A 20530-nucleotide genomic window follows, 5' to 3' on the forward strand; every position below is an offset into this window, starting at 1 on the left:
TTACATCATGATCTGTGGATTTAAATCTATAGAAATCTGCAGATGATTTTGAGCCGTTTCTTTTTGATAATGCTCTAAAAGTGTCCGTAAATGCTGAGTAAGCTCCGGCTCTCGTTTGTATTTTATCAGACATTGATAACGATATCTATTGTTGATTCGACTAATGGGCGAAGCAACCGGACCGAGAACGATAGAATCCCGATTCAATCGAGAACCTAAATAATTGGTAATTTTTTCAGTAACACTCACTGTTTTCATTAAATCTTCATGTGAAACGGTTATAAGGACAACATAATAATAGGGTGGGTAATGACTTTGCCTGCGGAGATGCATCTCCCGTTCATAGAAAGCATCATAATCCTGCAGGGCAGAAAGCTCGATGCTGTAGTGCTCAGGTGTATAGGTCTGGATGACTACTTCTCCCGGTAGTTGATGGCGTCCTGCCCTTCCGCTGACCTGTGTCAGGAGCTGGAAGGTCTTTTCCGAAGAACGAAAATCAGGTAAATGAAGCATCGTATCAGCTGAAAGGACTCCAACAAGAGTGATATTAGGAAAATCAAGGCCCTTTGCAATCATTTGGGTGCCTAGTAATATATCTGCCTTCCCTTCACCAAAGGCATTCAGCAACCGCTCATGCGAACCCTTTTTACTTGTTGTGTCGACATCCATCCTTATTACTCGTGCATCAGGGAGGATTTTCGCAAGCTCTTCCTCAACCTTTTGAGTGCCTGTACCAAAGAACCGTATATGTTCACTTTCACATTCTGGGCAAACGGAAGGCATCCCCTCTTCAAATCCACAATAATGGCATTTCATTATATCATTAAAGCGATGATAGGTGAGTGAAATGTCACAATTAGGGCAGTTGATGACCAATCCGCAGCTTCGGCACATTACAAAGGATGAATGCCCCCGTTTATTTAGCATCAGGACAGTTTGCTGACCCTTTTCAAGCCGGTCTTTCAGTTTGGTAAAGAGCAGCTCCGAAAACATGGAACGGTTTCCCGTTCTTAGTTCTTCCCTCATATCTACAATGTCCACAGCAGGCAATGCATTTTTATTCATCCTCTGACTAAGTGTCAGTAATTCATAGACGTTTTTCTTGGCTCGTGCAAAGGACTCTAGTGTAGGAGTGGCGCTACCAAGAATAACCGGACATTGATATGATTTTGCTCTTTCAATGGCAACATCCCTGGCATGATACCGAGGCGTTTCTTCTTGCTTATAACTGGATTCGTGCTCTTCATCAATGATGACCAGTCCTAGGTTTTCAAAAGGAGCAAACACGGCTGAACGGGCGCCCACCACCACTTTTACCTCTTTTCGGTGAATTTTCCGCCATTCATCATATTTTTCACCTACCGACAAACCACTATGCATGACTGCGACCTGCTCACCAAAGCGTTCCTTGAACCTCTTCACCGTTTGTGGAGTCAAGGAGATTTCAGGCACCAGCATGATGGCTTCCTTCCCTTTTTCAATGACAGAGGCAATGGCTTGCAAATACACTTCCGTCTTCCCGCTCCCGGTTACACCATATAAAAGGAAAACATCATGTTCATCATGATGTATTTTCTCTTGGATTGGTTTCAAGGCTGCTGCTTGCTCATCTGTTAATGTAAAGGGATTGGATTTTTCGAATACACGATTCTCATAAGGGTCACGGTATATTTCCTGATCCATTTCCGCCAATGCCCCTTTTGACACTAAGGATTTGACGGTACTGCTTGATGTGTTGGTCGATTCAAGTAATTCTTTTAAAGGAACGGGTTCTTGATGTTCAATAAAATATTGAAGTAGTTCTTGTTGTTTTTTTGCATGACCGGAAAGTGCTGACGCCATTTCTTTCAGTTCCGAAGTGGAAAGCAAAGATTTAATAACCCGTACCGTCTTCTTATTAAGACGGTTTTTCACATTATAGACTAGCTCTAGATTGCCATTTTGTATTTCTTTTTGAAAAAGGGAGGCATTCTCACCTTCAATAACTTCCTTCCAGGATAGTGAATCATTCTTTCCGAAAAGACTTTGCATGAATGGCGGGAGCTCGTTCCTTTTATCTTCAATGACATTGATCACTTTTTCATACTTCGCTTTCATCGCTGCCGGAAGCATGGCTTGTAGAGCTGATATTTTAAAACACATGGCCTCTTTGGTCAACCAGTCACCCAGCTGAAGCAATTCATCATTGAGGATGGGTTCCAAATCCATCGGTTCTTTTATAGAACGCAATTTTGCAAAATCGCTTGTAGCTTTTAAACCGGTGACGAATCCCTGCACCATTCTTGGACCAAATGGCACGATGACCCGCATTCCGGGTTTGATGACTTGTTTCCACTTTTCAGGTATGCGATAGTCAAATTCTCGATCCGTTTGTTTAGCAGGTACATCCACAATGACGGATGCAATATCCATAAGACATCATTCCTTTTGCATGCGAGATACTTCTGCCAAAATGCTTTTAGCTATATCCGCTTTACTCATTTTGGGAAGTTCGACTGCACTTCCATTCTTATCGTAAATGGTCACGATGTTCGTATCCGTTCCAAAGCCTGCCCCCGCTACGGTAACATTATTGGCAACGATCATATCTGCATTTTTTTTCACTAATTTCCCTCTTGCGTATTCTTCAACGTTGTTCGTTTCAGCCGCAAATCCCACTAAAAACTGATGGGTTTTATTCTCACCGAGTTCCATAAGAATATCCTTCGTCCGTTCAAATTCAATCACATTTTCCCCTGGCTGTTTTTTCATCTTTTGAACATGATAAAACTTCGGTTTATAGTCAGCCACTGCAGCCGTCATGATTACGACATCACTAGTCTCGAAATGATTGAAAACCGCATCATACATATCTGCGGCCGATTCCACAGGTATGACTTTAGCCTTGGAAGGCGGCGTCAAGTCCACAGGACCAGTAATCAATGTCACATCAGCACCCTGTTCTACTGCCTGCTCAGCCAGGGCATAGCCCATTTTCCCGCTGGAATGATTCGTCACGTAGCGCACCGGATCGATTGCTTCACGAGTCGGTCCTGCCGTTATCAAATATTTCTTCCCTTTAAGGGGCATGTGCTGTGAATTCAATTCACCGAAATAATGTTTGAGATGTTCTACGATCGTTTCCGGTTCCTCCAATCGCCCCTTCCCTACATATCCGCATGCCAAATATCCTTCACCAGGTTCAATGAATTGATATCCGAATGTACGAAGCGTCTCCATATTTTTCTGAACCGCTGGGTGGGCGTACATGTGCACGTTCATTGCCGGCGCTACCCAAACAGGTGCCTCCGTCGCCAGAAGTGTAGTTGTGATCATATCATCCGCGATTCCATTGGCCATCTTACCAATAACATTCGCAGTAGCTGGAGCCACAAGGTTGATATCCGCCCAGTCTGCCAAGTCGATGTGGGCAATGACCGAAGAATCCTTTTCATCAAATGTATCTGTGTACACATCATTTCTCGAAAGTGCTTGAAAGGTTAGCGGAGTCACGAACTGACGTGCCGATTCACTCATGATCACTTTTACATGCGCACCTTCCTGTGTTAATTTACTGGTCAGGGCAGCAGCCTTATATACAGCAATTCCGCCGGTGACACAAAGAAGTACTTTTTTATCGATAAGCATGCAAATTTCCCCTAACTATACATTCTATTTTTCTTAATTATGAAGGATAACAGAAGAAATTTCATTTGATATGCGCAATTACATATGGTTTCTTTATATATTCCATATCTTTGCTTCATGAATTGCCTTCCGTCAGCTTTACTTTGGAAAATCAAAACAAACAGGCCTGACACCTTGGCCGCAGGAAGGAAGCAACTTTCCAAATGTAACGCATCCTGTTTGCTTTAGGGTGTCAGACCCGATAGGTCAAGCTTATGTGTTCTCTTAGTTTTCTTCTTCGTAAGAATTATCGTAAGTCAATTTACCAGAATGAATTTCTTCTAGTGCACGGCCTACTGATTTATGAGAAACCGGTTTAGTCATCAGGCAGTTATCTTTAATTTGCATTTCCCTGGCACGTTTAGCTGCTACTGATACAAGTGAGTATTTAGAATCGATTTTTAATAATAGAGAATCAATTGATGGATATAACATAGTTTATTCCGCCTCCAACATTTTTTTATATAAAACAGCAACTCTTTCCCGACGGCAATGCTCGGCAATTACAATTGCATTAATTCTAGCACATGCGGCATCCACATGATCATTTTCAACAACATAATCATATAGATCCATAAGTTCTATCTCTTCCTTGGCCACTTTCATCCGGCCTTTTATAGCTTCCTCCGTCTCGGTGCCGCGTGTAACGATACGGCTCTCGAGTTCTGTCAGGCTTGGGGGAGCAAGGAAAATGAAAAGTCCTTCAGGGAATTTCTCCCGAACCTGTTTAGCTCCTTGAACTTCAATCTCCAGAAAAACATCTTTTCCGGAATCAATCGTCTCACGGACATAATCCACAGGTGTTCCATAATAATTACCGACGAACTCAGCATATTCAAGCAGTTTGCCTTCTTGGATCAGTGCTTCGAATTCCTCACGTTTTTTGAAGAAATAGTCCACTCCATCCACTTCACCATGGCGAGGCAGCCTTGTCGTCATCGAAATTGAATATTCAAATGCCGTTCCAGGCTGAGAAAAAATTGCCTTCCTTACTGTCCCTTTACCTACACCGGATGGACCGGACAAAACGATTAATAAACCTTTTTCTCTCATATTGTTTCAGTTACCCCTCTTCTACGCTGTCGTCTCTATCTTGAAGCCGTGCGGCAACCGTCTCCGGTTGAACGGCGGATAAGATGACATGGTCGCTGTCTGTAATTATAACGGCCCTGGTTCTTCTACCATATGTAGCATCTATTAAGGATCCGCGATCTCGGGCGTCTTGGATAATCCTTTTAATCGGAGCCGATTCAGGGCTCACGATGGATACGATCCGGTTTGCGGAAACGATATTCCCAAAACCAATATTAATGAGCTTAATTGACATTTTTGTCCCCCATTCATATCTATTGTCACCTTGTTACGTACATCATAAACCGACTACTCGATATTTTGAACCTGTTCTTTTAATTTTTCAAGCAGACTTTTCATTTCCACCACTTCTTTGGTAATGGCCGAATCATTAGCCTTTGATCCAATCGTATTAACTTCCCGATTCATTTCCTGGACTAGGAAGTCAAGTTTTCTACCAATTGGTTCACTATGGGTTAGCGTCCTTGAAAATTGCTGTATATGGCTTTCAAGTCTCGTCAGTTCTTCATTTATATCACATTTATCAGCAAAAATGGCCGCTTCAGTCACAATACGGCTTTCTTCAATCAATCCGTCTGCCAACTCAGCTAGTTTGACTTCCAACCGGGCTTTATATTTCTCGACGACAGAAGGTGCATAATTTTTGAGCCCAGCTACAATCTCACCAAACTTTTTAAGCTGATGGTTCATGTCCAGGACCAGTTCCTGACCTTCCTGAGTCCGCATTTTTTTCAGATTTTCCAAGGCCCCAGTGACAGCCTTCAATAACAGGGCTTCCAAATCGGCAGGAACCACCGGTACTTCTTCCGTGATGAAAATTGATTCAAGCTGCAGCATATCCTGTAATGTAATGGAACTTTCGAGATTGTATTTTCCCTTGACTTCATCCATCAAATTCACATACTGATTAGCTAGATCCCAATCGATCTTCACCTTTTTGGAAACCAGGCTCTCACCTTCCACTGTAATGAAGATTTCCACCCGTCCCCTTCTTATGTATTGATTCGCCTTTTTCTTCAGCTTTTCTTCCAAAACCAGAAGCTGGCGCGGCATTCGAATTGTATATTCACAAAAACGATGGTTCACCGTCTTAATTTCGGCTAGAACCTTGACCTGGTCGTTTTCAGCTTCGTCTCTTCCATAGCCCGTCATACTGGTAACCATGGTTCCACTTCCTATCAAACAAAATGTAGTAATTTGGCGTTTACATTCATTATATATCAGCTAACAGCTTAAACGCTTTAGCTTTCAAATAAAAGACTACAAAAATAAAAAGGCAATAGAGCAAAACTCTACCACCTTAAAGATTATAACATATTTCATTGCACTTTTCTTGCTAAAAAGGTACCAGCTAGTAAAAAAGTTGGGATGGACGCCATTCCTACTACTAATAGCCAATCCCTTCCTGATATCGGTACGGTATGAAAGATCGTTTGCATAGGTTGCACATACATGACTGCAAGCATCAATAAGAGAGAAGACAGTACCGCACCCACTAGATAGAGGTTACCGAATGGATTTCTCGAGAATATCGAACGTTCACTTCGGCAGTCGAAAACGTGTATTAGTTGAGCAAGAACAAGGGTAGCGAACGCGATTGTTTGTGCATAAGGAAGGTTATCCGGATTTGCACGGTATACCACATAAAATGCTATTAGTGTTGAAATTCCAATCAGAAAACCGCGTGAGATGATCTTCCACCCAAGGCCTCTGCCGAAAACACCTTCATTAGCATTTCTGGGATTTCTTTTCATCACATCCTCTTCTGCCGAATCCAATCCCAACGCCATCGCAGGAAGTCCGTCCGTAACAAGGTTCACGAATAAGATTTGGATTGGGATCAAAGGTAAGGGCAAGGCACATAGCATCGCAAAAAACATGACCAAAATCTCCCCAACATTGGAAGCAAGCAAGTATCGGATGAACTTCCTGATGTTTTCATAAATGTTCCTGCCTTCTTTAATGGCCGATTTAATGGTTGCAAAATTATCATCAACCAATATCAAGGAAGATGCCTCCTTAGCGACATCAGTCCCGGTGATACCCATGGAGATACCGATATCCGCTGATTTTATTGCAGGTGCATCATTGACACCGTCCCCTGTCATGGCAACGACATGTCCTTTATTTTGCAAGGCTTTTACGATTTTCAACTTATGTTCAGGGGAAACGCGGGCAAATACCGAAACACTTTCCACTAATTCCTCAAGTTCACCGACTTCCATGTCGGCCAATTGCCGTCCTTCAAGTACACGGTCTTTTCCTTTTAAAATACCAAGCTCTTTGGCTATTGCCTTTGCGGTTATTACATGATCGCCAGTAATCATGACTGTCTTGATTCCTGCATCCCGGCATTCCTTAACTGCCTGCTTAACTTCCGGTCGTGGAGGATCAATCATGCCCTGCAGTCCCATAAAGGTCAAATTGCGTTCTGCTTCTGTTTCATGAAGCAAAATCTGTCCTTTTGAAAGGGGTTTATAACCAACGGCAATCATTCGAAGTGCCTGTGAGGCAAGCTCATTCATGTCCTGTTGCACCCTTTCCTTACTATCGCGATTCAATATTTCCGACTTTCCTTCCCAAAGAATCGTATCGGACTGAGCGATCAATACGTCAGGGGCCCCTTTTACAATGACGAAATGGTTATCTTTATCATCCTTCACTATGACACTCATCATTTTGCGGCTCGAGTCGAATGGAAACTCCTTGACTATTGTAAACCTCTTTGATAGGTGTTCCCTCGTCAAACCTGCTTTCATTGCCGCGACCAACATCGCTCCTTCTGTTGGATCACCGTCTAATACATATTGTTTTCTATTCTCATTTAACTCAGCTTTGTTACAGAGCATTCCGAAGGTAATGATTTGAAGCAAGGCATTATGGTTTTTTGGAGCGACTGAAACTCCCCGTAAAGAAAACTCCCCTACAGGATTATACCCAGTCCCGCTGACATCCCAAGTTTTCCCCCCGCTCCAAACTTTCGTTACCGTCATTTTGTTTTGCGTCAGTGTACCAGTTTTATCTGAGCAAATAACCGTTGCACAACCAAGCGTTTCGACTGCAGGAAGCTTACGGACAATCGCTTTTTGTTTAATCATACGCTGAACGCCCAAAGACAAGGCTACAGTCACAATGGCTGGCAAACCTTCAGGAATCGCCGCAACAGCCAAAGATACCCCGGCTAAAAACATCGTATACAGATCATGCCCTTGAATGACGCCAGTCAGCACGACGATAACCGTTAATATCAAAGCCGTGACGATCAAAATTTTACCCAGCTGTTCCAACCGCCGTTGAAGTGGCGTTTCTTTTGTTTCTGCCGTTTGAAGCAGGTCGGCAATCTTGCCCATCGCCGTGTTCATTCCGGAAGCGATAACTATTCCGACCCCATTCCCTCTTGTAACCATCGTTCCCATAAAAGCCATATTTTCTTGATCACCGATACCATCGACCTTATTCATCACTGGATCGGAACATTTAACAGCCGGGAGTGACTCGCCGGTAAGTGCCGACTCTTCGATTTCAAGGCTTGAATGGTCGACAATCCGCAAATCGGCGCCAATTCGGTCACCGCTGGAAAACTTCAGGATATCCCCCACAACGACTTCTCTCGAAGGGATTTTCAGCCAGTGACCATCCCGAAGTACGTTGACTTGCGGTGCCGCCATTTCCTTTAGGGCATCCAGTGACTTTTCAGCCTTCCGTTCTTGAAAAAAACCGAGTAATCCATTCAAAAAAACAATCGCCATGATGGCAATCGCATCGATATATTCACCCAAAATCCCAGAGACCAAGGTCGCTGCAAGTAAAACTATAACCATGAAATCTTTGAATTGTGCGAAAAATAAAAGAATGGCTGACTGTTTTTCCCCTTCCTTCAATTCGTTATAACCATGCTTTCGCAGCCTGTCCTTTACTTCATCATCGTCCAAACCGTGTGTAACGTTTGTTTGAAGCGCTTTCTCCATTTCTTGATTATTCATTTCCTTGAACTCCATCAAGTATCACACATCCCTTTGAATAGAATGAAATAGGCCCCTGTATACATCTCAAAACAGGCGCTTCTTGGCTTGACTCATCCAACACCTGCCCGCTTACCGATACATAAAACAACCTGCTCTTCTTCCATGATTATTCAGACTCGTCCAAAATAATGCTATAATTAAACAGAATTGCGGAAAGAAGAAAGATCCAAAATTGAAATAGTGGACAAAAGTCATGAATGCATGATGAAATCGGCAAATTTTGCTCGTTATAACAGGAACTTTTTTAAAAAAACATCCATTCAATATATCTGAACTTGCCCACTCCAGCTTTTCACCTAGTTCCACTAAATTTGTGATTGCAGCATATATGGCTAGCCTCTTATATATTGATAAAAAAAGTAATGAGTATCTTAGAAAATCTTATGTAAAGGAAGTAAAAATAGAATGTCATTTGATGGATTATTTACGAAAGCGATGACGGAAGAAATCGCTGCTTTATTAAAAGGTGGACGAATCAATAAGGTACATCAGCCTTACAAAAATGAAGTAATATTGGTTGTTCGTGCTGGGGGTAAGAACCATAAACTCTTATTATCAGCCCATCCAAGTTATTCAAGGGTACAATTGACGGAAGAAAGTTATGAAAACCCAAAAGAGGCACCCATGTTCTGTATGCTTCTTAGGAAGCATCTCGAAGGCTACACAATAGAAGATATTTATCAGCATGAACTTGATCGGATGATCATTTTTGAGGTGAAGGGCCGCAACGAACTTGGTGATGTTTCTCAAAAGCAGTTAATCATTGAAATCATGGGCCGTCACAGCAACATTGTTTTAGTTGATAAGGAACGGAATATGATTTTGGACAGCATTAAGCATGTCTCTTATGCCGTGAACAGTTATCGTGCCATATTGCCAGGACAGGAATATAAGGTTCCTCCTGCGCAAGAAAAGGATAATCCCTTCCAGGCTACTGAGGACGATATCAGGAAGAATATTGACTTCAATGCAGGAAAACTTGATCGACAGCTCGTTGCCCACTTCTCGGGAATTTCACCTTTAGTTGCAAAGGAAGCCGTTTACCGGGCTGGATTGGCCAACAGCACAACCCTTCCTTCAGCTTTTTCAAGTCTGATCAAGGAAATCTCGGAACAAAAATATGCTGCAACCATCAAACAAGATGGCAATAAAGAAGTTTTTTATATGCTTTCACTCGAGCACCTGACAGGAAAACAGCGTACGTTTTCTTCATTAAGCGAGATGCTCGACAGATTTTACTTCGGAAAGGCAGAACGAGATCGAGTTAAGCAAAAAAGCCAGGATGTCGAACGTTTCATTTCTAATGAAATCGAAAAGAACTCAAAAAAAATCGGGAAGCTCGAACGGACGTTGAAAGATACGGAACGTGGGGAACAGTATCAGTTGTTCGGTGAGCTGCTTACAGCTAACCTATATCAAATGAAAAAAGGCATGAAGGCAATTGAAGTCGTCAATTATTATGATGAAGAACAAAGTACGGTCATCATCCCGCTTGACCCATTAAAAAATCCATCCGATAATGCACAAAAGTACTTCTCAAGATACCAAAAGTCCAAAAACGCTGTCGGAGTCGTCCAAGAACAAATCGAAAAAACAAAGTTGGAATTGAAATACTTCGAAGCTTTGCATCAGCAGCTCCAATCGGCATCACCTAGAGATATAGAGGAAATTCGCGAAGAACTTCAAGAAGAAGGATACATTCGGCAAAAAAAGAAAAAAGGCATGAAAAAACCTGCCAATGCAAAACCGCAGCTTGAAACCTATTATGCTACAGATGGTGATCTCATTTTTGTCGGGAAAAATAATAAACAAAATGATTACCTTACGAATAAGTTCGCACGCCGGGATGAAATTTGGCTTCATACCAAAGATATCCCTGGATCGCATGTGGTGATTCGAAATGAAACACCAAGTGAAGAAACGATAAAAGAGGCCGCCGTATTATCAGCTTTCTTCAGTAAAGCTAGACTATCAAGTTCAGTACCCGTTGACTTCACACAAGTTCGCCATGTGAAGAAACCGAATGGTTCAAAGCCTGGTTTCGTCATCTATGAACAGCAGCAAACCATATATATTACCCCAGACCCCGATATCGTCATTCGTTTAAAGGAAGCGGTAAAGGATTGATTCGTATATAAAAAAATAGAGGTGACGCAATCCCATATGATTGCGTCACCTCTATTTTTATGCTGAAATCCAAGCGGTATCTGCCGGATTCTCCCGCCACTTTTTAAGCTTTTCCAATTCATCTGCTGTGATATACCCTTTTTCATTAGCGACTTTGATCAAAGTCGAGTAGTCACTCAAGGAATGGTTTGTGATGCCTTCAGCTTCGAATTTCTCTTTTCCCTTTTCTAATTCGTACGTAAAGATCGAAACGACTCCAAGAACATCACAGCCAGCTTCTTTAAGCGCGTTAACAGCTGTAATTACGCTGCCACCGGTTGAAATCAAATCTTCTACAACCACCACTTTTTGTCCTGGAACAGCGCGGCCTTCGATTTGATTGCCCTTTCCGTGCTCCTTAGCTTTGGAGCGAACATAGCACATCGGTGCATTTAACTTTTCGCTCACCCAGGCTGCATGCGGAATGCCGGCAGTTGCTGTGCCTGCAATGAGTTCAGCCTCAGGGAAATGCTGTTCAATCAATCCTTTTAATCCTTCCGCAATTTCATTGCGAACCTCCGGATAAGAAAGGGTTAAGCGGTTGTCGCAATAAATGGGCGATTGAATACCCGATGCCCAAGTGAAGGGATCATTCGGCTGAAGGTACACTGCTTTTATTTCTAATAGATGTTCGGCTATCTTTTGATTTAACATGATATTCCCTCCCAAGCTGCTTTCATATCCAAATAGGACTTTAATGGATCTTTAGCCCCCGTTATCGCTCTCCCGACGACGATGGCATCCGCTCCAAAATCCCTTGCCTGTTTTGGCGTGGCAATTCTTTTTTGATCATGCGTAAGTCCACCTGCACTTCTTATTCCAGGCGTGACTGTTAAAAATTCTTGGCCGATGCGTTCATGTATGTTCTTTACCTCATGAGTGGAACAAACAACGCCATCCAATCCTGCCAATTGAGTAAGACTTGCATAATGGAGAACCGAATCCTCCAAAGATCCTGCAATGTTTTGCTCACTGTTCATTTGTTCCTGTGACGTGCTTGTCAGTTGGGTAACCCCTATGCATAACGGACGTTTTTTCCCTGCAGGCGTTCCCTTATCCAGGCCCTCTATAGCCGCCTCCATCATCCTTTGACCACCAGCTGCATGTACATTGACCATGTCCGCACCTAAAGTTGCTAAACCTGCCATGGCCATTTTGACCGTGTTCGGGATATCATGAAGCTTCAAGTCCAGAAACACATCATGGCCTCGTTCTTTTACGAAGGAAATAATGGATGGTCCATTTTGATAAAATAATTCCATGCCTACTTTTACAGCTAGTTTTTCCGAAGGAAACTGACTCAGGAACTGTTCTGTTTGAAGTAGGTCGGGAAAATCAAGGGCGATAATTAGTGACTGCTTCATTCTGCTTCCAGCTCCTTCCCGTACATTCTGAAATATGGTCAAATCCAAGCTCATCCAACAATTTCGGTAATTCCTCGATGATTGTCGGACATACAAAAGGATCGACGAAGTTGGCAGTTCCCACCGCAACAGCACTTGCACCTGCATAGAAAAATTCAATGACGTCTTCTGCTGTCGCGATTCCACCCATTCCGATTATGGGAATGGATACTTGCTGGCTTACTTCATAAATCATCCGGAGTGCGACCGGTTTTATTGCAGGACCCGATAGCCCACCCGTTCTGTTTGAAAGGATCGGCTTGCCGGTTTTTAAATCCAACCGCATGCCGACTAATGTGTTTATCATTGTCAATCCATCGGCCCCGCCTTCTTCAACTGCTTTGGCCATTTCGACAATATTACTGACATTCGGTGAAAGCTTCACATATACAGGTACCGAAGATACTTCCTTAACGGCTTTGGTTACCTCTTTGGCAACTTCCGGCACAGTACCGAAAGCAATGCCGCCTTCTTTTACATTAGGACAAGAGATATTCAATTCAAGTGCTTTTACGTTCGGCACCTTACTTATGTCACTGGCAACCTTTACATAGTCCGTTATTTGAGAACCGGCAACGTTAGCGATGATAGGAACATCATACCCACCTAGCCAAGCCAGTTCTTCACTGATTACCTTTTCTAACCCTGGATTCTGCAGGCCGATGGCATTCAGCATACCCGAAGAGGTTTCAGCAACACGCGGAGTCGGATTACCGAACCTCGGCTCAGGAGTTGTCGCTTTAATCATGATCGCCCCAAGAATATCCAAGTTGAAAAATTGACTGTATTCGCGGCCGAATCCAAAGCAGCCAGATGCTGGCATGACCGGATTTTTTAAGTGTAATCCTGGTAACTCAACTGAAAGTCTGCTCATAATATCACCTCTCCTGCCCGGAATACGGGTCCATCGCTGCATACCTTTTTGTAACTGAAACCAGTTGGATCATCTCCTGTATGACACACACAGGCAAAGCATGCACCGATGCCGCAACCCATCCTTTCTTCAAGGGAAAGGTAAAGCCTTTTCTCACCATAGCCTGCTTCCAACGCTTTTAACATCGGCGTCGGCCCACATGAAAAGATCGTTGCAAACTCCTGCTCCAGCTTGTCGATCACAGTCGTAACAAATCCTTTTGTCCCATATGACCCATCCACTGTGGCAATATGGGTATCACCTAATTCACTAAACTCTTTTTCATAAAAGATGGCTGATTTCGTCTGGAAGCCCAATACATGGATTACTCTTACGCCATTGGCAACCAACATCTGTGATAATTGATATAGGGGCGGGACACCAATCCCACCACCAACCAATAACGCCGTTTCTCCCTCTTTTGCTTCATGAACGGGAAATCCGTTACCAAGAGGGCCAAGGATATCGACCGCTTCAGCCTGCTTCCGCTGTGATAATAGCGTCGTTCCTTTCCCTTCAGCCCGGTATATCATCGTGAACTGTTTTTCACTGCTGTTATAAGAAGAAATTGAAATCGGGCGTCTTAACAATGGCTCTGCGCCTTCTGTTGTCTTGACCTGGACAAACTGGCCTGGTTGTTTCATCTCTGAAACCAGTTCACCTTGCAGCGTAAGCTCAAAGATGGATGGAGCCAGTTCTTTATGAGTTAACACCTTCATTCTTTCCTTCTTGATCATATATAGCTCACCTCACGACTTTTTTCCGTTTTCCCCATGGCTTCTGCCGAGAAGGTCATGGATTCTATCACCCTTAAAATGGCTTCTGCCGTATCGAGGGATGTTAGGCATGTCACGCCATTTTCAACCGATTCACGTCGGATTCTAAAACCATCACGCGCCGGCTGCTTTCCTTTGGTCAAAGTATTTATGACAAATTGCGCTTCCCCGTTTCGGATAACATCCAATAGGTTTCTGCCTTCTTCGCCAATTTTGCCGACAATCGCAGTCGGGATGCCGGATTGCTCCATTAGGGCAGCAGTTCCGCTGGTAGCTATCAGCTTGAAACCGGCATTATGGAAGCGTCTTGCTAAACCGAGTGCTTCTTGCTTATCTTTATCCGATATCGTCAATAAGACCGAGCCATGTCCCTTAATTTTGAAGCCGGAAGCGACGAGCCCTTTATATAAAGCCTTTTCAAGCGTGCTATCTTTCCCCATTACTTCACCAGTCGATTTCATTTCAGGTCCGAGTGAAATGTCCACACCTCTTAATTTCGCAAAAGAGAAGACTGGCACTTTCACATAAACCCCGGTTTGTTCTGCGACTAATCCGGATTGATAACCTTGGCTTTCAAGCGAATGGCCCAGGATGGCCTTCGTCGCTAAGTTAGCCATCGGCACATTCGTAATTTTACTTAAGAATGGAACCGTTCGGCTTGAACGTGGATTCACTTCAATAACATACACTTCTTCATTGCTTATGACATATTGAATATTCAGGAGACCAACTATATTCAAGCCTTTTGCCAATCTGGTCGTGTAGTCAATGATTACTTCTTTTTGTTTTTCCGTTAAATTTTGGGGCGGATAGACTGCAATTGAATCACCTGAATGGACGCCAGCCCGTTCAATATGCTCCATGATTCCTGGGATGACGACCGTTTCGCCATCGGAAATCCCGTCGACTTCAACTTCTTTCCCCGTCAAGTAACGGTCAATCAGAACCGGATGATCTGGATTTATTTTTACGGCATTTTTCATGTAATGCAGCAGTTCTTCTTGTTTATAGACGATTTCCATCGCTCTTCCTCCAAGAACATACGATGGCCTTACTAATACCGGGTAACCAATATCATCTGCAATGACGATTGCTTCATCAACCGATGTAGCGGTTTTACCCTTCGGCTGAGGAATGTCTAAATCCTTCAGGGCCTTTTCGAATTTATTGCGATTTTCCGCCCTATCCAGATCTTCTAGTGAAGTACCAAGGATTTTGACACCTCTTTCAACAAGTCCATCTGCAAGGTTTATCGCTGTCTGTCCGCCAAACTGGACGATGACCCCTTCCGGTTTTTCCAAATCGATGACATGCATGACATCTTCAAGTGTCAATGGTTCGAAATAAAGTTTGTCGGAGATACTGAAATCCGTCGAAACGGTTTCGGGATTGTTGTTGATGATGATCGCTTCATATCCGGCTTCTTTGATTGCCCAGACCGAATGTACGGTGGCATAATCAAACTCTACCCCTTGCCCTATCCGAATTGGGCCAGACCCCAGTACAATGACACTTTTCTTGTCAGTGACGATGGATTCATTTTCATCTTCGTATGTTCCATAAAAATATGGTGTTTCCGATTCGAATTCCGCCGCACATGTATCCACCATTTTATAAACAGGGATGATTCCTTGCTTTTTCCGATACTCATAAACGTCGATTTCGGGAACTTCCCATATTTCTGCAACTGTTTTGTCAGAAAAACCTAGTTCTTTAGCCTTTTGCAGAACTTCACAATTAAAGGAATGTTGTTTAAGCTCCTTTTCAAAGTCGATTATCTTTTTCAACTTATGCAAGAAGAATAAATCGATCTGGCTCCATTCGTGAATGGTTTCGATCGTTTTCCCCCTTCTTAATGCTTCACCGATATAGAACAACCGTTCATCTCCAGCTTTTCGGATCCGTTTCTCTATTTTTTCATCCTCAAACTCGTCATTCAATTCAAGATGGTATATACCCGCCTCAAGGGACCGCACAGCTTTTAAAATGGATTCTTCGAATGTACGGCCGATTGCCATGACCTCTCCGGTCGCTTTCATTTGTGTACCGAGCCTACGGTTCGCACTTTCGAATTTATCGAAAGGCCAGCGCGGGATTTTTGTAACGACATAGTCCAGTGCCGGTTCAAAGCTTGCATAGGTTTTGCCTGTAACGGGGTTCATCATTTCATCAAGCGTCAAACCAACCGCTATCTTGGCTGCAAGCTTTGCAATCGGATATCCAGTTGCCTTTGAAGCAAGTGCCGACGAACGGCTGACCCTTGGGTTCACTTCAATGACGTAATATTGATAGCTGTTTGGATCTAGTGCAAGCTGAACATTACATCCACCTTCAATTTTTAAGGCACGGATAATCTTCAAAGACGTATTTCTAAGCATTTGATACTCTCTGTCACTTAATGTTTGGCTTGGTGCCGCAACGATAGAATCTCCTGTATGGACGCCGACAGGGTCGAAGTTTTCCATATTACAAACCACAATTGCATTATCATTGGAATCACGCATCACTTCATATTCCACTTCTTTGAATCCGGCGATGCTCCTCTCAAGCAAACATTGGTGAACTGGACTGCTTTTCAGGCCACCTTCTACTATTTCAATCAGTTGCTCTTCGTTATCACAAATCCCACCGCCTGTTCCGCCAAGTGTGAAGGCAGGACGTACGATGACCGGATAGCCGATTCGTTCCACGAATGTATAAGCCTCTTCCAAGTTATGAATAATGTCACTGTCAGGAACTGGTTCACCAAGATCATTCATTAGGGTACGGAAAAGGTCACGGTCTTCCGCTTGTTGGATGGCGGAAAGTTTCGTCCCAAGAATCTGCACGTTGCATTCTTCGAGAATTCCTGACTCGGCCAATTCAACGGCCATGTTTAAGCCAGTCTGTCCGCCCAAGGTAGGTAACAGGGCATCTGGACGCTCTTTACGAATGATTTTGCTCACAAATTCCAAAGTGATCGGTTCGATATATACCGCATCAGCCATTTCACTGTCTGTCATGATTGTGGCAGGGTTAGAGTTAATCAGGATTACTCGATAGCCTTCTTCTTTTAAGGCGATACATGCTTGAGTTCCTGCGTAATCGAACTCGGCAGCCTGTCCGATTACGATCGGACCGGACCCAATTACTAGGATGCTTTTTATATCAGTGCGTTTTGGCATGTTTTTTCCCCCTTGGTAGTTGCAGTTTCGATCATTTGTAAAAATTCGTTGAATAAGTAGTTGGCGTCTTCCGGACCAGGTGATGCTTCCGGGTGATATTGTACGGTGAAAGCTGGGTATTCTTTATGGCTCAATCCCTCAATCGTACCGTCATTCAATGCTGTATGTGTCACAATAAGGTCAGTCTTTTCAATGGAAAGCTCTTCGACCGTATATCCATGATTTTGAGAAGTGATGGATACCTTCCCAGTACGAAGGTCTTTAACCGGATGATTTGAACCTCGATGGCCGAATTTTAATTTTTCCGTATCTCCACCGTTTGCAAGCGCGAATAATTGATGGCCTAAGCAGATGCCGAATAATGGCACTTTTGTTTGGACTGTACGGATCATTTCAAGCGTCTCAGGAACACTTTTCGGATCTCCAGGCCCGTTGGAAAGCATCACACCATCTGGATGGTATTGCATTACTTCCTCAGCCGTGACGTTATAAGGTACGACCACGACATCACAACCGCGCTTCGTCAACTCACGCAAAATCCCATGCTTCATGCCATAGTCAACAAGAACTACCCGCGGGCCTCTGCCCGGACTTGAATAAGGTGCTTTTGTTGAAACCTGTTTCACTTGATTAGTAGGAATCACCGTTGCTTTCAACTGGGAAACAACTTCTTCGGCATTTTTATTGATATTGCAGAGCGCTCCTTTAAGTGCACCTGATTTCCTGATGATTCTTGTAAGCTTCCTTGTATCGATTCCGCTTATTCCAGGTATGTCCTTCATTTTCAAATATTCATCAAGTGATGACTGGTTGCGCCAGTTGGAAGGAAGATCTGCTGTTTCCTTTACGACAAACCCAGATATCGCTGGATTGATGGATTCGAAGTCATCCCGGTTTATCCCGTAGTTTCCGATCAACGGATACGTTAGTGTAACGATTTGTCCGCAATAAGATGGATCGGATAGAATCTCCTGATATCCAGTCATCCCTGTGTTAAAAACGACTTCGCCGATTTTCTCTACATCCCCTCCGAATGCTTCCCCGAGGAAAACCGTTCCGTCTTCTAAAATAAGTTGTCTTTTCATCCTTGAACACGTCCTTTATCCCAAGCTGTTTTTCCTTCAGAAATCGTCATGACTGGCCAGCCATAGCATTTCTTTTCATTGAAAGGTGTATTTTTCCCTTTTGAAGCAAACTCTTCATTATCAATTTCTTTTTCCGTTTCCAAATCGATCAGCACGATATCTGCAATAGCGCCTTCCTTTAACTCTCCATATGGAAGGGAGAAACTTTCAGATGGTTTGATCGTCATGAAATCGACCAATTGCTTTAATGTTATGATGCCCTTTTTGACCAATTCGGTGTAAAGCAACGGGAAGGCCGTCTCCAATCCTACTATTCCAAAAGGAGCTAGCTGCATTCCCTGCGCTTTTTCCTCGTCCGTATGTGGTGCATGGTCCGTGGCTATAAAATCGATGGTCCCATCAAGCAGGCCTTCTATCAACGCGTCCCGATCTTCCCGTCCTCTTAATGGAGGGTTCATTTTATAATTCGAATCAAGACCCGGTATATCATCTTCACACAATAATAAGTGATGCGGTGTAACTTCGGCTGTGACCCGGATACCGGCACGTTTAGCATCCCTTACCGTCCTTACCGATTCCTTCGTGGATATGTGGCAAACATGATAATGGCAGTCCGCCGCTTCCGCTAAAAGGATATCCCGGGCAATATGTACAGCTTCGCATACTGACGGAATACCATTGATTCCCTGCTCTTTTGAGAATCTTCCTTCATGGACAGAGCCTTTATTGATTAAGCTATTATCTTCACAATGAGCAACTATCGCCATATCTTGCGCGGCTGCCCTTTTCATTGCTTCCAGCATCATCCCAGCTTCTTGAATCCCTACGCCATCGTCCGTAAAGGCGAAAGCACCCGTTTGTTTTAATGATGCAAAGTCGGTCAACTCTTTGCCTGCTTCCCTGATCGTGATGGATGCATAAGGTAGTACCCGGACATGAGCCGTTTCTTCAATTTTCCGGTTAAGCGCTTCAAGAGTTTCCACTGTATCAGGAACAGGCCTTGTATTAGGCATTGCGGCTACCGTAGTGAAACCGCCTCTCGCAGCTGCAAGCGTTCCACTTGCGATGGTTTCCTTATGCTCTCCGCCCGGCTCGCGCAAATGAACATGCAGGTCAACGAACCCTGATGTAACAAGTAACCCTTTTGCATCGACAACCTTACAATTTTCCGTTGGCAAGTTTTCGCCGATTTTCGTGATGATCTTTCCTTCTATTTCAATGTCCGCTTTTTTGAATGAGTTTTGATTATCTAGCAATACTCCATTTTTGATGACAGTTTTCATGGATAATTCCCCCTTCGGATTGTTCAAGCACATTTTTTAATACGGCCATTCTAATGAACACACCATTTTCCATTTGTTTAAAAATTCTTGAGCGGTTGCATTCGACTAAATCACTGTCAATTTCAACACCGCGGTTTATTGGAGCAGGATGCATGATGATTGCGTCCGGTTTCATAGTTTTTTCGCGCTGTTTGGTTAGCCCAAAACTTTCCAGATAATCTCGATTTGCCTGATCATATTTTTCATTATGTCTTTCATGCTGTATTCTGAGCAGCATGACCACATCAGATGTGGCTATCGCTTGATCGATGTTTTCATAACTTCCGAAGCTGTTCGTACTATCAAACCATTCAGGCGGACCTGAAAATACGACATTCGCTCCTAAACGAGTTAATGCTTCTGCATTCGATTTTGCAACCCGGCTATGCCTCACATCCCCGATTATCGAAATCTTCAGATCCTTGAAACCTTTAAACTCTTGTTTTATCGTCAATAAGTCCAGTAATGACTGAGTTGGATGATTCCCACAGCCATCCCCTGCATTGATTATTGGAATCGTGATCTTCTCTTTCAACTCGTCAAAATAATTATCCTGCTCATGACGGATGATCAAGGCATTGACACCTATTGCTTCAAGCGTTTTAACTGTGTCATATAAGGTTTCACCTTTTAACACGGATGATGTACCGGTATCAAAAGGAATGACCTCCAGTCCTAGTTTTCTTTCAGCCATTTCAAAGCTTGATTTTGTTCGTGTACTTGGTTCAAAGAACAGATTGGCAACAGTGGTAAGTTGTTTAGGATTCCAGCTTGATCCGTTTGCAAATCCCTCTGCCTCAAGTAGAATTCTTTCAATTTCAGTTATGGTCAATTCGTTCATGGTCAATAATTTTTTCATCGATCCTGCTCCTTTCACAACTGTGATGCGGGGCATAAAAAACACCCCGCCATTAAGGA

At 43.4% G+C, this 20530-nt stretch carries 16 protein-coding genes; 1 reads left to right on the forward strand and 15 read right to left on the reverse strand.

Translation table 11 applies throughout. The features are described 5' to 3' along the window. The 7 genes from priA to ACFWE9_RS01580 all read right to left on the reverse strand — a co-directional run bounded on the left by priA (position 1) and on the right by ACFWE9_RS01580 (position 8756). Positions 1–2412 (reverse strand): primosomal protein N', encoded by a 2412-nt coding sequence (gene priA / locus ACFWE9_RS01550; protein WP_230158171.1) that lies wholly within the window; start codon positions 2410–2412, stop codon positions 1–3. A gap of 6 nt (positions 2413–2418) precedes the next feature. Further along, positions 2419–3627 carry a bifunctional phosphopantothenoylcysteine decarboxylase/phosphopantothenate--cysteine ligase CoaBC gene (coaBC, locus tag ACFWE9_RS01555; protein ID WP_230158173.1) on the reverse strand — a complete coding sequence of 403 codons (1209 nt, stop codon included), beginning with the start codon at positions 3625–3627 and terminating at the stop codon, positions 2419–2421. A gap of 264 nt (positions 3628–3891) precedes the next feature. After that, a complete protein-coding gene (rpoZ, locus tag ACFWE9_RS01560) occupies positions 3892–4101 on the reverse strand; it encodes a DNA-directed RNA polymerase subunit omega (RefSeq protein ID WP_230158175.1) in 210 nt (69 codons plus the stop codon). 3 nt (positions 4102–4104) lie between these two features. After that, positions 4105–4719 (reverse strand): guanylate kinase, encoded by a 615-nt coding sequence (gene gmk, locus ACFWE9_RS01565; RefSeq protein WP_230158177.1) that lies wholly within the window; start codon positions 4717–4719, stop codon positions 4105–4107. Between the two features lie 10 nt (positions 4720–4729). Next, complete coding sequence (gene remA, locus ACFWE9_RS01570) at positions 4730–4993, reverse strand: extracellular matrix/biofilm regulator RemA (protein ID WP_034313813.1); 264 nt, start codon at positions 4991–4993, stop codon at positions 4730–4732. Positions 4994–5046: 53 nt separating this feature from the next. Further along, a complete protein-coding gene (locus tag ACFWE9_RS01575; protein ID WP_230158178.1) occupies positions 5047–5922 on the reverse strand; it encodes a YicC/YloC family endoribonuclease in 876 nt (291 codons plus the stop codon). Between the two features lie 155 nt (positions 5923–6077). Then, complete coding sequence (locus ACFWE9_RS01580; protein ID WP_377355356.1) at positions 6078–8756, reverse strand: calcium-translocating P-type ATPase, SERCA-type; 2679 nt, start codon at positions 8754–8756, stop codon at positions 6078–6080. A 432-nt stretch (positions 8757–9188) separates the two neighbouring features. Here ACFWE9_RS01580 and ACFWE9_RS01585 point away from each other — a divergent pair, with 432 nt between their 5' ends. After that, positions 9189–10910, forward strand: coding sequence for an Rqc2 family fibronectin-binding protein (locus tag ACFWE9_RS01585; RefSeq protein WP_230158180.1), 1722 nt, complete (start codon positions 9189–9191; stop codon positions 10908–10910). A gap of 57 nt (positions 10911–10967) precedes the next feature. On the opposite strand, the gene pyrE is transcribed toward ACFWE9_RS01585, so the two are convergent. The 8 genes from pyrE to ACFWE9_RS01625 are packed head-to-tail and all read right to left on the reverse strand — an operon-like array spanning position 10968 to position 20471. After that, a complete protein-coding gene (pyrE, locus tag ACFWE9_RS01590) occupies positions 10968–11603 on the reverse strand; it encodes an orotate phosphoribosyltransferase (protein WP_230158182.1) in 636 nt (211 codons plus the stop codon). Further along, positions 11597–12313, reverse strand: coding sequence for an orotidine-5'-phosphate decarboxylase (gene pyrF, locus ACFWE9_RS01595; RefSeq protein ID WP_230158184.1), 717 nt, complete (start codon positions 12311–12313; stop codon positions 11597–11599). Before pyrF ends, pyrE begins: the two co-directional genes overlap by 7 nt. Further along, entirely contained in the window at positions 12285–13226 is a 942-nt protein-coding gene (locus tag ACFWE9_RS01600; protein WP_230158186.1) for a dihydroorotate dehydrogenase, read from the reverse strand. Before ACFWE9_RS01600 ends, pyrF begins: the two co-directional genes overlap by 29 nt. Continuing rightward, a complete protein-coding gene (locus ACFWE9_RS01605) occupies positions 13223–13999 on the reverse strand; it encodes a dihydroorotate dehydrogenase electron transfer subunit (RefSeq protein ID WP_290370576.1) in 777 nt (258 codons plus the stop codon). The genes ACFWE9_RS01600 and ACFWE9_RS01605 overlap by 4 nt, the downstream gene beginning before the upstream one ends. Further along, the gene (carB, locus tag ACFWE9_RS01610; protein WP_230158195.1) at positions 13999–17205 is read right to left on the reverse strand and encodes a carbamoyl-phosphate synthase large subunit; all 3207 of its coding nucleotides are present in this window, start codon (positions 17203–17205) and stop codon (positions 13999–14001) included. The genes ACFWE9_RS01605 and carB overlap by 1 nt, the downstream gene beginning before the upstream one ends. Further along, complete coding sequence (locus ACFWE9_RS01615; protein ID WP_230158196.1) at positions 17184–18290, reverse strand: carbamoyl phosphate synthase small subunit; 1107 nt, start codon at positions 18288–18290, stop codon at positions 17184–17186. Before ACFWE9_RS01615 ends, carB begins: the two co-directional genes overlap by 22 nt. Continuing rightward, on the reverse strand, positions 18287–19573 hold the full coding sequence (locus ACFWE9_RS01620) for a dihydroorotase (RefSeq protein WP_377355345.1): 1287 nt from the start codon (positions 19571–19573) through the stop codon (positions 18287–18289). Before ACFWE9_RS01620 ends, ACFWE9_RS01615 begins: the two co-directional genes overlap by 4 nt. Then, positions 19536–20471 (reverse strand): aspartate carbamoyltransferase catalytic subunit, encoded by a 936-nt coding sequence (locus tag ACFWE9_RS01625; protein WP_230158198.1) that lies wholly within the window; start codon positions 20469–20471, stop codon positions 19536–19538. Before ACFWE9_RS01625 ends, ACFWE9_RS01620 begins: the two co-directional genes overlap by 38 nt. Positions 20472–20530 lie beyond the last annotated feature (59 nt).

It is taken from the genome of Peribacillus sp. NPDC060253 (genome assembly GCF_042727425.1).
GTDB lineage: Bacteria > Bacillota > Bacilli > Bacillales > DSM-1321 > Peribacillus.

Excerpts from the sequence above, each read along its gene's own strand:
- priA (WP_230158171.1), bottom strand. The coding sequence starts at position 2,412 with ATGGATATTGCATCCGTCATTGTGGATGTACCTGCTAAACAAACGGAT.
- coaBC (WP_230158173.1), bottom strand. The coding sequence starts at position 3,627 with ATGCTTATCGATAAAAAAGTACTTCTTTGTGTCACCGGCGGAATTGCT.
- rpoZ (WP_230158175.1), bottom strand. The coding sequence starts at position 4,101 with ATGTTATATCCATCAATTGATTCTCTATTATTAAAAATCGATTCTAAA.
- gmk (WP_230158177.1), bottom strand. The coding sequence starts at position 4,719 with ATGAGAGAAAAAGGTTTATTAATCGTTTTGTCCGGTCCATCCGGTGTA.
- remA (WP_034313813.1), bottom strand. The coding sequence starts at position 4,993 with ATGTCAATTAAGCTCATTAATATTGGTTTTGGGAATATCGTTTCCGCA.
- ACFWE9_RS01575 (WP_230158178.1), bottom strand. The coding sequence starts at position 5,922 with ATGGTTACCAGTATGACGGGCTATGGAAGAGACGAAGCTGAAAACGAC.
- ACFWE9_RS01580 (WP_377355356.1), bottom strand. The coding sequence starts at position 8,756 with ATGGAGTTCAAGGAAATGAATAATCAAGAAATGGAGAAAGCGCTTCAA.
- ACFWE9_RS01585 (WP_230158180.1), top strand. The coding sequence starts at position 9,189 with ATGTCATTTGATGGATTATTTACGAAAGCGATGACGGAAGAAATCGCT.
- pyrE (WP_230158182.1), bottom strand. The coding sequence starts at position 11,603 with ATGTTAAATCAAAAGATAGCCGAACATCTATTAGAAATAAAAGCAGTG.
- pyrF (WP_230158184.1), bottom strand. The coding sequence starts at position 12,313 with ATGAAGCAGTCACTAATTATCGCCCTTGATTTTCCCGACCTACTTCAA.
- ACFWE9_RS01600 (WP_230158186.1), bottom strand. The coding sequence starts at position 13,226 with ATGAGCAGACTTTCAGTTGAGTTACCAGGATTACACTTAAAAAATCCG.
- carB (WP_230158195.1), bottom strand. The coding sequence starts at position 17,205 with ATGCCAAAACGCACTGATATAAAAAGCATCCTAGTAATTGGGTCCGGT.
- ACFWE9_RS01615 (WP_230158196.1), bottom strand. The coding sequence starts at position 18,290 with ATGAAAAGACAACTTATTTTAGAAGACGGAACGGTTTTCCTCGGGGAA.
- ACFWE9_RS01620 (WP_377355345.1), bottom strand. The coding sequence starts at position 19,573 with ATGAAAACTGTCATCAAAAATGGAGTATTGCTAGATAATCAAAACTCA.
- ACFWE9_RS01625 (WP_230158198.1), bottom strand. The coding sequence starts at position 20,471 with ATGAAAAAATTATTGACCATGAACGAATTGACCATAACTGAAATTGAA.